This is a genomic window from Pseudomonas sp. NFIX28 (genome assembly GCF_900107395.1).
Lineage (GTDB): Bacteria > Pseudomonadota > Gammaproteobacteria > Pseudomonadales > Pseudomonadaceae > Aquipseudomonas.
In genome coordinates this window covers 1-13,229 of record NZ_FNPW01000007.1, presented here as the reverse complement: position 1 = coordinate 13,229, position 13,229 = coordinate 1, and the positions used below count along the sequence as shown (strand labels likewise).

Sequence of the window (13,229 nt, the reverse complement as noted above, 5' to 3'; positions counted from 1 at the left end):
GGCTCAGGGCCTGGCCCACTGGACGATGTAGATAGCGATGCATGCGGTGGCGCATATCCACAGCATCGAGCCGAAGCCCCCGACAATGAGGGCGGCTTCAGTCCTGCTCTCCCACATGCTGGGGACGGCGTAGAGAAACCAGGGCAGGGTGATCAGCAGGTAGGCCAGCATGCCGACCAGGATCTCGAAGAGTTTTTTTGCAGACATGGGGAATCCTCGCCCGCGCGTGGCAGGCCTTCAGGTTTATTCAGAATTGTGTGCGGGACAGTTGTCGCGACAGTTTGTAAAGTTGCGCCGCTCGACCGGCCCAGCGCACTTGTAAAGGGGCGAATGTGCTGGCCGGGACGGGCGCCAGTTCAGATTCTTGATTCAGGGTTTTCGGAAAGGTCTTGCAGACGCCGGCGTTGCGCGCGGCTACTGTTGGGTTGTTCGCCCAGTCCGTTGTCCTGGCTATCCTTCGACTGCAATACGGGCTGTGGCGAACTCCTATTGCTGGATCAGCTCCGCGGGAACTTCGAAGAAGCCGAGCCGGCCCTTGAACGGGGTGAACGGCAGCGGCTTCGGATCGCGCAACATGAATCCCTTCTGCCCCATGTACCAAGGCGAGTCGCTGGTATCGAGGCTGTCGACCAGCTCAACCGAGCCGATGATGCCGCCGCGCTGCATATCGGCACGGTCAGGCATTGGCAGGCCACGGTCGTAGCAGTACAGCAGCGCCCGGGTGAACTCAGCGCTGGTCATGCCCTTGGCGGCGTGCACCAGGAACCGCCCGCGGAACTTCGTGTGCCAGCTGCGGTTCTCGATGTTTTTCCTATGATGGGTGATCAGATGCGCCCATGGCTGCCTGATCGATAGCGCTTTCATTTGCCACCTCTTTGCTGTGTTTTTCCAGGTAGGCCAGTGCTGAGCGGAGTACTGCCAGGTCGTCACCAAACATTCCTAGCCCTTTGTTGCACGGTCCACAAAGGATGCCCCTGACCTGTCCTGTAGCGTGGTCATGATCGAGATGCGGCCTAAAACCTCGCGGATCCTCTGGATACTTCAAGCAAATTGCACAAAGCCCTCCCTGCGTCGCCAGAATCTCGTTGTATCGCTCAGGTGTGATCCCGTACTGGCGCTTTAGGTGGGACTTCCAGCGGCTCCGCTCCCACTCTGATGGGTTTGCTTCGGCCCAGGCCTTGATTGCTGAACGAGCGCAGGCCTTGCATTTGTGCGGTGCCGACTTCGACATTTCTCGCGTCGGCTTCTTGGTGTTGCACCCCTGGCATATTGGGAGGGCACCCAGCAGATGGGCGCTATAGGCTTTTTCCGCATCCGAACGCCTGGCAAATGGTTGAGCTACCCACCCGCATGTGCAGCTCATTGCCCAGCCATCTTTTGGTGATTGGCGAGGGCCTGGAACCGGGCTGAGTGGGGTCGCCTTTCGCTCATGTCCTGCGATAGTTCTACCGCCCATGATCGCCGCCGTGGACGATCAGCCAGGCCCAGGGCTGTCGAATGCTCAAGGCCTTCATCGTTTCGGCCCCGTGTAGATCGGCCAGGCCATGTAAAGCAGGGGGAATGGTCATTGCTGACATCGATCTGGTCGCCGGTGAGGTCGGGGAGGCTTGATCTTCTTTTCTGTGGGCATGAGGATACTTCAATACTTTTGCGCTGTAGAATCGGAAGCAGATCAAAAAAGGAGTTTTTATGGGTAGGATGCTTGCACTAATAGGGGTAGTTTTTACTATCCTTTACGTTGTTTTTGTTTGGTGGTTAGTTGGTGATCGACTTCAGACACTTCAAGGTATGGAGCTGAATGAAGTTGGCGATTTTCTTGCCGGTGCTTTTGGTCCTTTAGCTATTCTCTGGCTCGTTTTGGGATTCTTTCAACAAGGCATCGAGCTTCGACAAGGTACAGATGCACTTAGATTGCAGGCCGAAGAGCTGAGTAGATCCGTCGTTCAGCAGTGCGAAATGGTTGCAGCTCAAAAAGCCAGTTTGCAAAACTATGAGAGGTCGCTTGAGCCCTTGCTGCACGTGTCAGTTGGCGATGCTGCCTGGGGTGAAGGCGAATTTTACATTGATGTAGATGTTAAAAATACCGGAGATTATTGTGAGTCGGTAAAAGTTCATGTAGATGCAGGTGACGGGGACAGAGATCCTCTCGATATGGATCCATTGATTAGTGGCGGCAGCAGTTGGGTGCGTGTCGAGGGGCTAGATGAGTGGGGAAATTGCAAATTAGTTGTCTCGTACAAAACAAGAAGTGGAACATCTAATTCCCAGTCTTTTACGGTTTCACATTATCAAGATGATGACAGACATCAATATTATGTGACCAAGCATCCGTTCTTGAGCTGAATGATTGAAAAAAGATTCAGTACAGTCAGGCAGCAAGACGCTGATAAGGGCGACGATGTAGCAGTCACAAGTCCTCCTAGTTTGCGACCCGTTCTTGCGGCACGCTGACCATTTCGTTATTGCTCATCTTTCACCTCATTGCCCATGGCGGCGGTCAGCGGAACCAATGCCAATTTCGGTAAGTTGCATGGCCGGCATCGGGAAATGTAGCTATCACGCATGCCTTCCGCCGATGACTTTGACGGCCCGCAGAGATCCAGTTTGAATTGAGCTCGCCGTTTATGGTGAGCGCCCAAGCGACTACCGGCTTTGCGGAAGATTCACGGTTATGAACGAAGCCGTTCAAAGCTGCCTGCGCGATATCGAGCATTTCAACGTGGCCAACTTGATGACTTCGCTCATGCTGCCCCGAATAAATCAGTAACGCTTCCCGCAAGGCATCTACCTCAGCTTGCAGTTCGCCGATTCGATCCATGGCCTGGTCGACGACCTTTTGCGCTTCGTGCACATCGATCCAGTTGCCCAGGGCCTTGTTCTCGAACTTCTGGACCGATGTACTCGACCGGGAAAGGAAGAAGGCATACCGCGGTAGGGCGTTCAGTTTGTCCCAGAACTCGCGCCCTGGGCGCTGCGCGTTGCTGGGTTGGTTTTCTATAGGCATGGGAATGTCTCGCGGCTATCATGGCGGTTTGATGGCTTAGAAAAAGAGGAAAGGATGTCTGACGGCCCAACTACGGTGCACATAACCCTATTCGTTACAGTGGGAGCCTTCACTGTTGCGGCTCTCAGCCTGTTCTTGGGGTTTCTTTTGATCGAGCATGGAACGACAGGGGCGATGTCGCTTGAGATTCAAAGCGGCGATACGAAGGTGAACCTATTCACTTTTGTGCCCGGCGTCGGTTTCGGATTTTTTGGGTCGGCTATCGCCTGGAAGGCGCTATCTGTACTGGTTGGTAACGGCGTCCGAGTTGTCTTGGCGCAGCCACCAAAAGCCTCTAAGTAGACCCTCCTAACACAAGCTATGCCGCCTTCAGTAGCGCCTCGATGACGCGCTGACCAGCCAGCGGCGGCACTGCGTTGCCGGCCATGTGCATCGTCAACCGGTGGTTGTCTGGCCGCAAGGTGTCTGCCGGGAACGACATCGCGGCGAGGGCTTCGGTGGCGTTGAGCATTCGCATCTCGTTGCCACGTACCAGCGCCCATCGATCCAGTGTGGTGATGGTCCCGATCGGGCGATTGATGTCACGCCCAGTCAGCCCGGAGCCTTTACCGTAATAGGGCATGATGAACTGATCGCCGAAGCGTGCTCGACCATTGCGCACCCGCTCCAGAGTGGCTTGCGCCCGTCCCGGCTTCTCGATCGACGACCAGCGCCCGGTGTCGAAGTTGAGGAAGTTGGCGGCAGGGACATGCTGTCGCTTATGCAACTCGAGCATCAGTGGCGCTTGGCTTCGCGTCAGCACCAGGAACAGCCGGACGCGGTGTTGCGGCACACTCAGATCAGCACAATCAACGACATGCGGCGCGACCTGATAGCCCAGGGCATGGACTGCCTGCACCCAGGCCGGATACAGAGCCCATTTAGTAAACTCGGGCACGTTTTCAACGAGGCCGAATTGCGACCTGTGAAACTCCAGGGCAGAGACAACGGCCCAGGCTGTAGACCTTGACGAGTCATGTTGTGGGTTTCCATTGGCCTTCCCGCGTGCCGGGCTGTGGCCCTGGCAGCATGGCGATGCTAGAAGCAGGTCGTGAGCTGGTACTTGATCCCAGCGGGCCTGATGCAAGTCCTGGCAAACGTGCTGGGTGTCAGGGTGGTTTGCGCTGTGCCATTCCACGGCGGCCGGCCAGTGGTTTGCCGCCCAGAGAACCTGGACGCCTGCGGCGCGTGCGCCGGTGCTCCATCCGCCGAGGCCGGCGAAAAGGTCAATTGCTGTGCTCATTGTTTTATCTGCCCTACTTGGTAGACTTCCCAGATTTTGGGATGGAATGAACTTATGAAAGACAAGGACTTGGTTAGGTCATATATAAATAACTTTCGTCGTCATATGGCGCGGTATTTGCTGCCAAATGTTTCTTTGAAGGCAACGGCGATATTGGCGAAAGATGATGGGGGAGTTGTAAAGTTTGCCTTTGAAGTTAACGGGCAAAATTCGGACGAAATAAAGCGAGGGGTTGATTCAATCGGTGACGCCATTCTTGAGTTAGGGTTGAAAACATTTGGCGACCCGAGAGGTATAAGTTTTTCTGGAACTAATGTTGTCATGGAAAAAGACAGCATGTACTTAATCAAAGGTGGCGATCCTAAGCTTTGGGGGGACTCATCTGCTAAGGCCGACGTGGCGAAGATTGTTGGTTCGTCGCGGAGCTCAAAGAAATGAAGGTCAAAGGGATTGAGGGAACCCCACAGGAAATACACGACCTTTTTAAAAACAATGGGCTTGATATAAACAAATATATTTCTGCGCCATTGGCAGCCCGATGGGTAATTGTCCCGGCAGTTGTTCTGGTTTTGGTTCTTCTCGTGATGGTCTTTGGCCCGGTTTTTTACGAGAAGTTCGCTACAAAATGCTTGGCGGGTGTGGTGGTAGCTGCTCTTATAGCTGTCGTCTGGCTTGCGATAGCCACCCAGGTTCGATTTGAGAGCGCAACAGGAACGCTGATCTGCCTGGTTGGTGGCGTTGTGATCATTCTTGTAGCTGCTGGGGTGATGACGCCTTCCGAAGCTCTAACTACTATCAAAGACTTCAAGAAATAGGCTGCCTTAGACGCCCAATCCTGTTGGTGGGCGTTATCGTTGAATAGGGGGGCTCTGCCCGCCAGCGCCGGAGGGGCAGGCCAGATCTGCGAGCAGCAGAGGCACCTGGGCTTGGTCGGCGATACCGGCGGGGCGGACGGTGTTGAACCCTGTGTCTACCGCCGATAGAACCTCGATCCAGTGGCTTTCGCGCTGAGTGATGTAGGCCGCTCGATTGGTGCAACCCTCTGGATAGGCGATCACCTCGATCACGGAGAATTCCCAGTCGGTAATGTTGCTGCTGCCCAGCGCTGAGTGGAACTTGCAGTTCGTTGGGTTGCTCAGGTGCTGCCACCAGCGCAGCGTGAACGGTTGGGTGGTCTGGCCAACGTAGACCCGTCCGGTGGACTTCTGGCGAACCTGGTAGATTACGGCGGGTGACCGGCCTTCGTTCAGCAGACGGAACTCCTGCACATCGCGGAATCGCGCGGCCTGCTTGCACGCCTCGGTGCAGTAGTCGTGGCTGGTCGTTTCCGTGTTTGGGTCGTTGTACTTGTCGATCAGCTTGAACACCGCGCCACACTCCTTGCAGGCAGTTTCTTCGAAGCGGCGCAGCAGATAGGCGTCGTGTTCGCGCAGCTCCTGGATGTGCAGGAGATACGCGTGATCACTCACGTCCGAACGCAGCACACGTGATGGAAACTGCCGCTCATACAATTCTTCGACCTGAGCCTTCGCAGCTTTTCGGTTTTCTGCTTCGACCATGCCACTGAACACCGGCGGCCAAGCCCATTCTGCTTCGCGGTTGGGGCCGGCTGGCTGGCGGCCTTTGATCTGGTAGTAGAACTTGGTCATGGATTCTCCAAGCATGCGCCGCCCTCCGTAGCCGGATGCGGCATGGTGATATCGTAGAATTGATGATGTAATGCAGGGCTGGCTTAGCTACTGCACCGAGGAGCAATGGTGGAGATTTATCGCAAGGGATCGGAGAGCTCGGGGGGCTGGGTTCACATCGCAAAACGCAAGTCGAAGAAAGCTGAGCCGTGGCGACTCTCAATGGGGGCCAGCCATCTGGGTGTTCCTTACAACGGCCCTTGTGTGGCCCTTGTGCACAAACGCTGCAAGATCTCGGAGAACGGTGAGCGCGACTACAAAGTTGAACTCGACTTCCATGAGATTGCCTCCATGCTCAATATGTTGGCCGAGGAAGGGATTGATCAATATGGTCCTTCGCTCGCCGAAGCCTTATCTGGATCTATCCGTTCTCTCAACCGATTGATGTCCGCTGCGAGCGGTTTGCCCTTGCCTGGGCAAGAGCACGATGACTAGCCTTCGCCGTTCTTAAGTCGCAACGCGCTTCAACTGGTCGACCAGCTGCGTCGGCAGATTCTTGATGGTCAAGCTGGCGCTTATCTGGTCGAACTCGACGCGCTCGCCGAGGAGGTGCGCTTCGAAGCTGATGGACATGCCTTCGGCGCGCCCGGTGAAGCGGCGGTATTGGTTGATCGTTCGATTATCAATTGGGATCGCTGGCGACAGCCCGTAGTCCTTGTTGCGGATGTGATCGTAGAATGCCTTGGGGCGCTCCTCGTCTATCAGTTCAGACAGCTCCTCGAGATTCACCGGCTCTCCCAGCTTGGTCTGCGCAGTGGAGTAGCTGACCAGGGCCAGGGTCTTCTCCCGGGCCGACTCTTCCGGCAGATCCTCGCCTTCGACGAAGTCGCTGAACGCCTTGAGCAGGGTGCGGGTTTCACCTGGGCCGTCGATGCCTTCCTGGCAGCCAATGAAGTCGCGGAAATAGTCGTTGGCCTTCCGACCGTTCTTGCCCTTGATGTACGAGATGTACTGGCGCGACTTGGGATTGTTCTTCCACTCACTGAGATTGATGCGCGCCGCCAGGCGGATGTGATCCAGATCCAGGCGCTTGACCGTCATCAGGCTTAGCTCTTCGGTCATGGTCACCGCATCCGTCTCCTGCACCAGGGCAATGACCAAGTATTCGGTCATACCTTGCTGGTAGTGGCAGAAGAGCGCGTGCCCGCCGGTTGTCAGGTTCGACTCTTCCATCAGCTTTGTCAGGTGCTCGACGGCGGTAGTGCTGAAGTCCAGAAAGTCGCTACCGCCGGCTAGGTACTTGTCGAGCCATCCACTCAGCGGGTATGCGCCCGATTCGGCGTGGAAGAAGCCCCAGCCCTTACCGGAGGTGGCGTTGTAGCTTTCATTGAACTGGCACATCAGGTCGTCCCGGGCCTGACTCTCGACCTGCTCGGCACCGCCGAGGAACAGAGCGGCTGGGGTGCCGTCAGGCTTTTTGTCGATCTTGTGGATCACGCTGTGGAGTACAGGCATTGCAATTACCTCGGGTAGGCGCCGCCCTCCGTGACCGGTGGTGGCAATTTGGTTTGGGTTGGGGTATTACGGGTGACCGGCATGGGGCCGGAACAGGGAATTGTGAAGATGGAAAAGAACGATTTTGAGTACAATGCCGATCTCTTCCGTGGGGAGCTGGCATCCGCTGATTTTGCCGTTAAGCTTGCAAGGGCAAAGCTACTCACAATGTTTAACCATTGGCGGGAGCTGGGGCAGCTTTACCTAGACGGTGCAGTACTGATTTCGCCGGACTCGGGAGAAAGTCGGCTAGATGGTGAGGTGATGGGCAAGAAGTTTTCAGTCCACTACCAAGCGGATTGGCGAACCGGGAACGGCATGGTAGAAGCTGCTGTCTGCACGAATTCTATGATTTCTTTTGAGCCCATTGAAGTTGCCCGATTTCTGGTGAGTCAGAACGGCGGGATTTTCTCTGCAGTCGGTGAGGAGCTTGTGAGTCAAGATCACCCCAACTGTAGCTATGTAACCTTCGCCACAATTATCAGGCGTGTACTCAACGTCTCGTCGTGATTCTCAAGACGCAGGGGTGAAGAGTTATCACCCGGATCCTGCAGAATCATCAGCATGCTCTTGCGGTTGAACTCCAGCTCCACAGATTGCGAGGTATCGTATTTGTGGCGCGGCGGAGTTAAGAGGGGAAGGGCGCGGCCTAGTTGGTTATGTTTCCTCGACGTCGAGCTGAGACGCTTTGCGCTGGCCTGCAGCCTGAATCATCAGCGCCACATTTTCACTAACTGTTATTTTGTGGCGCGGACATTCGATTGCTTGATAGGAGAGGGATGGGCCCAGGGCGTGAGCATTTAGGATCAGGTTCTGGATCGCCTCACTGATCTCCTCAATATCATTCCAGGCCATCAGCTCTTCAAGCTTCTGTCGGGCGCCTAGCCGCAGTCTGTGCCGCAGTTCCTTCTCGTCGTACTCGATCCGCTTCAGCGCAGCTTTGGCCGATCGTTCTTGCCCGGTCTTCGCCATAGCAGTTCTCCGTTATTCCACTGGCCGGCAGTGCCAGCCAGGTTTGTCGTTTGCGTTGTTGGGTGCGAGCTATGCGGCGCATGAAGTGCAGCCGCGCTGTGCTTTTGGATAGTCGATCCCGTGTTCGGTCAGGATTCGCTCGAGGGTCTTGTTTGCGATACCAAGCTTCCCGCACACCTGGCGCCGAGTGATGCCCAGCTCCTTGAACTCCTTGATACGCTCGGCGAGCTTCGCGTCCCTGGCCTTCATTTGCTCAGTTCGATGGGCGTCGTTCGCGCCGCCGTGAACTGGGCGCTTGAACGTCAGGCCGTAATCCTGAGCGATGCTGTAGAGCTGCCGACGGCCGATCCCCAGAGTTTCTACAATCTCAGACTGGGTGTGCGTGGGCGCCATGCCTTTGATCTTTTCGACCAGGGCCATTCGCTTCTGGTGGCGAATGTCCGCCGGGGTGAGCGGCTTTTGCTCAGGCTCAACCCGTCTCCGCACGAACGGCTTCGGCGCTGGCGGCATTTGGTTGCGGTAGGTGATCGGCTTGGGCTTGTAGCCGATAGGTTCGGCCTCCTCGATCTTTCCGCCGGCCGCCAGGTACTGTTCCACCTGGGCGGCTAGTTCACACCGGGCTACGGACAGAGCGCGATGCTTAAGGGCTACGCCAAGCTGGGCGACCTGCACATGCTGGTTTCCACCGAGCCATTCAATTGGTCAGCCGGCGGCGAGCATTGGATTGCCCTGCGACGGCGTGACGGCAGCGCATCCGGGCCCTACGTGGCCACCCGAATCGACGACTGCCGCCTGACCATCCCGAGCCTGGACTTCATCCCGGTACTGGGCAGCGCGATGGACGCGCCAGTGCTCCAGTTCGGACCCAGGGCCAAGTTCTGCTACCCGGCGTTGATAAAGGAGGTCAACCCGAGCGGCACCGTCAGCTGCAACGTCACCGCTGTGAATTACGACGAACGCGTCTATCTGGACGACGACAACTTCCCGCCGGCCTGACCGGATCCTAACGAGCATGCCCGCCCTGCGCGGGCTTTTTCATGCCCGGAGAAAATATGCGCTACAACACTGGCAACCCGGTTGGAACCGATGGCTCGAGCGATCCTCGCGACCTGTACGACAACGCTGCCATCATCGATTTACTGTTGACCGGGCCTCTGGGTGAGTGCCTGAACCGCCTCGGTGCGCCGCTTAAATCCTGGGTCGGTATCATGCAGCAGGTGACCGATTACCTCATCGACCAAGGCTATGAGTCGGTATTTCTGATCTATGGGTCAGGCGTTGTCGTTGAGCGCCAAACTCAGCTCGTTCAGCGCGATGGTGAGCTGTATCGCGTAATGGATGCAGCTGATATCCCTCTCACGCTGACTGGAACATGGGCAACTGATGCACCTAAGCTTCAGGCGGTCGGTGATGCCGCACTGCGCCAGGCCCTCGCCTCTTCGACAGGTGCAACCTATGTGCATCGAGGTAGTAGTACAGTTGACGCCGACCTTGCTGCGCTTGAGTCTGCCGATGCCGATCAGGACATTAAGATTCAAGCAAACACTGATTCGATTGCTGCTGCGGGGAATGTAAATCGCATTTTCAGCAATACGATAGAGCCTGCGGTAATCGACTTGCACTTTGGCACTCTTAAGGGGGTTGGCTGGACCGCATCTGAGCCAGGAAACATCGTGGCTCATACCGTCACTGGCTCCACAGCCAATACCATTACCTTAAACAACGTGACCGGTTTGTATCCTGGCCAATTAATCAGCTACCAAGGCACAAACGGCGAGTACTATGCGTCGGTCATCAAGCTGATCGGCACGCTGACGCTTACTATGGCGATACCGCTGCCACAACCCATCGCCAATGGCGCCCAGCTTTACAACTTCTACCGCGATGATGCGCACGGCAACACCTACGGCTTTAATGCCGTTGCCGATGACGCGCTGCGCCAACTGGCTGCTGGTCGCTTGTTTCGCACTGAGTACCAGGCCAAGGATACTGCGATTTGGTCGCCGCTGCTCGGTGCGACCCTGACAACCCAAACCGTCACTGCATATGACAACCCAGGGGCAAGCGCAATTGGTGAGCGCGGCCTGCTTGTGCAGAGCTCAACAATCAATGCCGGGGTACTTTCGTCGCTTGTTGCACTCATCGGCGGTGATTACGAGACAGTGATTGCACTCAACCCAGGGAGCCGTGATGGCGGGTTCACTGGAGCAATTGATATTTCAGTTGAAGAGGTGACTGCTGATGGGGTCACACAGACCATTGCATATATCCCATTGACGCTAAGCTGGGGCGCGGTCGGCGTCCAGAAGCTCAAGTATTCCGTCCGACCAGGCAGCATGATCCGAGTACGGGTTACGTCGCCGAACTCCGGGCCTTGGCGTTTCTACGTCGGCCCAATGGTCCACAACCGTGTCGGTGGCTACCTCAACAACTTGAACCGCGGCAAGCATGTCTTGCTGGGGGATAGCTGGTTCACAAGCGGTGGCGACTTCCACAACCGGCTCATTGCGCGCCTGCCGAAAGCGACTGTTGTTAGCGCCGGCGTACCAGGAAACCGGGCATCACAGCTCATCGCCAGGTTCTCGACCGACGTGACGCCGCAGAACCCCGACTTCGTGTGGGTGATGGTTGGGACCAATGACTACTACGCAAGCGTGAGCAATTCCGACTTCGAGCAGCAGATTCACCAGCTGCGCAACATGATTCAGGGGATTGGTGCGCAGCCGATCTTCTTTAATGCAACGGTGGGCGCGATCAGCTACGTTCCTGAGCAACTGACCAAGTCGCGCAGCTATGCGCTCAACGTTCGATACGTAGGCCAGGAGCAGGCGTCCAACGGCGCTGGGGCAGTCATGCGCAACATTGCAATGTCCCGTGAAGTCATTGTTCCGGCAGCTGGCTCGGCGACAATTGTGGTGACCCCCGGACAAACTCGCCTACCTGCATTGATTCGGTTCCTCACGCAGTCAATTACCGGCATGACCATCAGCGTGTCATACGCATCGACGGCAGACGGAGCCGGGACTATCGACCCCAGCACCTTCACAGGAGTCGGCATCACAAAAGATTTTCTGGCCCCTCGGACAGACACCTCCTTGCGCTTTGTTGTGGTGAAAGTTTCGAATGCCACAGGCTCATCTATCACCGCAACCATCCTTGCCGATATCTGCTGGCAACAATCGTTGGTCTGATCGACCTCTATGTAATAATGCGGGCACATTCATGGACGGATAGTCCCGCATGCGATTTCTGCTTTCTTTCTTCACTGCTCTTTCCCTGTCTACCGCTGCAGTTGCTGAGCCGATCAAGCACACCGACCTGAACCCTGCATTTATTGATCTGCACTTCGGGACGCTGGCCGGGGTAGGTTGGTACACCAATGAGCCGGGCGGCGTCGTGGAAGCCGCGGCCAAGGCCGAAGGGAAGGTCGGCGACTTCGCCATCAACCTCACTTCTACCAGTGGTTTCAGCCGCGGCCAGCTGGCTTGCTACCAGGGCGACGATGATACGCTCTACCCGGTGGTCATCAAGGACGTGAAGGCAGACCAGGTCGTCGTCGACCGGCCGTTGCCGCGGGCAATGCCGGCAGGGGCGAAGCTCTACAACTTCTACCGTGACGACGCTCACGGTAACCAGTTTGGTTTTGCATGCGTTGTTGACGACGCACTGCGTCAGTTGGCCGAGCGCCCAATGCTTCGCCGCGCAGCACAGTACAAATCAGCGTCGGGCTGGGAAGTGATCAACGGCGCACGGTCTGTTCCGGCCCCAACGGCCGGATACGGGGATGTTGGCGGCCATTCAGAGGATGGAGTAGGGATCGCGGTACACGCCGGAAATGCCGGTGCTGGGGTTGCATCCAAGCCGGTCGTTTCGCTCTACGAGAACATGGTCACGAACGTGGTGATCAACCCGGGCAAGCAGGCCGGCAAACAGGCGGCAATCCTTGACATCGTCGTCACCGAGATTCGCCCGACCGGCGAGACCATCGAAGCGGCCAGAACCCAGGTCACCCGCGACGACACCATCGCATCGGTGGATATCCCGTACACCATTGTTGCCGGCAGCAAAATCCGAGTTAAGGTTACGGTCCCGACGTCCGGAGGCGCCGTCTTCTATCCTGGGTCGATCACTCACTACCACGCGCTGTCGCCAGTCGAAGACATCAACCGCGGGAAGCATGTGATTCTCGGAGATAGCTGGTCGACTCCTGGCGCCGGCATCCACAAGCGGCTGAAAGAGCGCCTTGATAAAGCAGTGGTCATCAGCAAAGGCATCCCCGGAAATCGCACCGACCAGATGGTTGCCCGATTCTTCAAGGATGTTGCCAATGAGAAGCCAGACTATGTGTGGATCATCGGCTCGACAAACGACTATTACCAAGGTACGTCCAACCAGGTGTTCCAGTTCCAGATCACATATCTGCTTGACTACATCCGCTCCATAGGTGCCAAGCCAATCATCTTCAACCCAACGGTTGGAGCAATTGCCCCGCTTACCGGCGGCAACCAACTGTTTAATTCCCGAAGCTTTGCGCTGAACACGCTCTATGTTCCAGCGGTAAGCTTCCTGCGAAGCCCGCTTCTGCAAGTCAAGCAGCAGTAGAGACATCATTTCAAATGAACCCGCTTAGGCGGGTTTTTTATTGCCTGGAGAAAAGTATGCCGACCACCGAAACCCGCGGGGTGCGCAATCGAAACCCCGGGAACATCGACTACAACCCGGCCAACAAGTGGCAGGGCCAGCTCCCACCAAACCCAGCGCTTGAGAAGCGGTTCGCCTGTTTCGATAC

The 13,229-nt window shown here is 56.5% G+C and carries 18 protein-coding genes and 1 pseudogene; 10 read left to right on the top strand and 9 right to left on the bottom strand.

The annotated features are described in order from the left end of the window. Positions 1-3 precede the first annotated feature (3 nt). The 3 genes from BLV20_RS14925 to BLV20_RS32055 all read right to left on the bottom strand — a co-directional run bounded on the left by BLV20_RS14925 (position 4) and on the right by BLV20_RS32055 (position 1,231). Positions 4-207: a hypothetical protein gene (locus tag BLV20_RS14925; RefSeq protein WP_092302700.1), complete on the bottom strand. Its 204-nt coding sequence runs from the start codon at positions 205-207 to the stop codon at positions 4-6. A gap of 279 nt (positions 208-486) precedes the next feature. Next, positions 487-864 carry an ASCH domain-containing protein gene (locus BLV20_RS14920; RefSeq protein ID WP_092302698.1) on the bottom strand — a complete coding sequence of 126 codons (378 nt, stop codon included), beginning with the start codon at positions 862-864 and terminating at the stop codon, positions 487-489. Continuing rightward, positions 812-1,231, bottom strand: coding sequence for an endonuclease VII domain-containing protein (locus BLV20_RS32055; RefSeq protein WP_218190302.1), 420 nt, complete (start codon positions 1,229-1,231; stop codon positions 812-814). The genes BLV20_RS14920 and BLV20_RS32055 overlap by 53 nt, the downstream gene beginning before the upstream one ends. Positions 1,232-1,689: 458 nt before the next feature. Here BLV20_RS32055 and BLV20_RS31005 point away from each other — a divergent pair, with 458 nt between their 5' ends. Then, on the top strand, positions 1,690-2,343 hold the full coding sequence (locus BLV20_RS31005) for a hypothetical protein (RefSeq protein WP_139192708.1): 654 nt from the start codon (positions 1,690-1,692) through the stop codon (positions 2,341-2,343). A gap of 154 nt (positions 2,344-2,497) precedes the next feature. On the opposite strand, the gene BLV20_RS14910 is transcribed toward BLV20_RS31005, so the two are convergent. Then, entirely contained in the window at positions 2,498-3,004 is a 507-nt protein-coding gene (locus BLV20_RS14910) for a hypothetical protein (RefSeq protein WP_092302694.1), read from the bottom strand. 54 nt (positions 3,005-3,058) lie between these two features. Between BLV20_RS14910 and BLV20_RS14905 the strand changes: the two genes are divergently transcribed. Beyond that, positions 3,059-3,346 carry a hypothetical protein gene (locus BLV20_RS14905; protein WP_092302692.1) on the top strand — a complete coding sequence of 96 codons (288 nt, stop codon included), beginning with the start codon at positions 3,059-3,061 and terminating at the stop codon, positions 3,344-3,346. Positions 3,347-3,362: 16 nt separating this feature from the next. Here BLV20_RS14905 and BLV20_RS14900 read toward each other — a convergent pair whose 3' ends face one another. Next, entirely contained in the window at positions 3,363-4,286 is a 924-nt protein-coding gene (locus BLV20_RS14900; protein WP_092302691.1) for a DNA cytosine methyltransferase, read from the bottom strand. Positions 4,287-4,340: 54 nt separating this feature from the next. On the opposite strand from BLV20_RS14900, the gene BLV20_RS14895 reads away from it, so the two are divergent. Together BLV20_RS14895 and BLV20_RS14890 are read left to right on the top strand one after the other, a co-directional pair. Continuing rightward, on the top strand, positions 4,341-4,724 hold the full coding sequence (locus BLV20_RS14895; protein ID WP_092302689.1) for a hypothetical protein: 384 nt from the start codon (positions 4,341-4,343) through the stop codon (positions 4,722-4,724). Beyond that, positions 4,721-5,101, top strand: coding sequence for a hypothetical protein (locus BLV20_RS14890; protein WP_092302687.1), 381 nt, complete (start codon positions 4,721-4,723; stop codon positions 5,099-5,101). The genes BLV20_RS14895 and BLV20_RS14890 overlap by 4 nt, the downstream gene beginning before the upstream one ends. A gap of 33 nt (positions 5,102-5,134) precedes the next feature. Here the strand turns inward: BLV20_RS14890 and BLV20_RS14885 are convergent, their stop codons facing one another. Then, on the bottom strand, positions 5,135-5,935 hold the full coding sequence (locus BLV20_RS14885; RefSeq protein WP_092302685.1) for a GIY-YIG nuclease family protein: 801 nt from the start codon (positions 5,933-5,935) through the stop codon (positions 5,135-5,137). A gap of 105 nt (positions 5,936-6,040) precedes the next feature. On the opposite strand from BLV20_RS14885, the gene BLV20_RS14880 reads away from it, so the two are divergent. After that, entirely contained in the window at positions 6,041-6,409 is a 369-nt protein-coding gene (locus BLV20_RS14880; protein WP_092302683.1) for a hypothetical protein, read from the top strand. A gap of 12 nt (positions 6,410-6,421) precedes the next feature. Here the strand turns inward: BLV20_RS14880 and yejK are convergent, their stop codons facing one another. Next, positions 6,422-7,429: a nucleoid-associated protein YejK gene (gene yejK / locus BLV20_RS14875; RefSeq protein ID WP_092302681.1), complete on the bottom strand. Its 1,008-nt coding sequence runs from the start codon at positions 7,427-7,429 to the stop codon at positions 6,422-6,424. Positions 7,430-7,537: 108 nt separating this feature from the next. Between yejK and BLV20_RS14870 the strand changes: the two genes are divergently transcribed. Beyond that, entirely contained in the window at positions 7,538-7,978 is a 441-nt protein-coding gene (locus tag BLV20_RS14870) for a hypothetical protein (RefSeq protein ID WP_092302679.1), read from the top strand. Between the two features lie 147 nt (positions 7,979-8,125). Here BLV20_RS14870 and BLV20_RS14865 read toward each other — a convergent pair whose 3' ends face one another. Further along, a complete protein-coding gene (locus tag BLV20_RS14865) occupies positions 8,126-8,440 on the bottom strand; it encodes a hypothetical protein (RefSeq protein WP_092302677.1) in 315 nt (104 codons plus the stop codon). Between the two features lie 69 nt (positions 8,441-8,509). Further along, positions 8,510-9,037: a hypothetical protein gene (locus BLV20_RS14860; RefSeq protein ID WP_139192707.1), complete on the bottom strand. Its 528-nt coding sequence runs from the start codon at positions 9,035-9,037 to the stop codon at positions 8,510-8,512. A 39-nt stretch (positions 9,038-9,076) separates the two neighbouring features. Between BLV20_RS14860 and BLV20_RS14855 the strand changes: the two genes are divergently transcribed. From BLV20_RS14855 to BLV20_RS31735, 4 genes and pseudogenes are all read left to right on the top strand, one after another. Beyond that, on the top strand, positions 9,077-9,436 hold the full coding sequence (locus BLV20_RS14855; protein ID WP_092302673.1) for a hypothetical protein: 360 nt from the start codon (positions 9,077-9,079) through the stop codon (positions 9,434-9,436). A 56-nt stretch (positions 9,437-9,492) separates the two neighbouring features. Beyond that, positions 9,493-11,631: a GDSL-type esterase/lipase family protein gene (locus tag BLV20_RS14850; protein ID WP_175540204.1), complete on the top strand. Its 2,139-nt coding sequence runs from the start codon at positions 9,493-9,495 to the stop codon at positions 11,629-11,631. 49 nt (positions 11,632-11,680) lie between these two features. Further along, a complete protein-coding gene (locus BLV20_RS14845; protein WP_092302669.1) occupies positions 11,681-13,042 on the top strand; it encodes a GDSL-type esterase/lipase family protein in 1,362 nt (453 codons plus the stop codon). Positions 13,043-13,098: 56 nt separating this feature from the next. Further along, positions 13,099-13,229: pseudogene (locus tag BLV20_RS31735) on the top strand (structural protein); the annotation flags it as partial.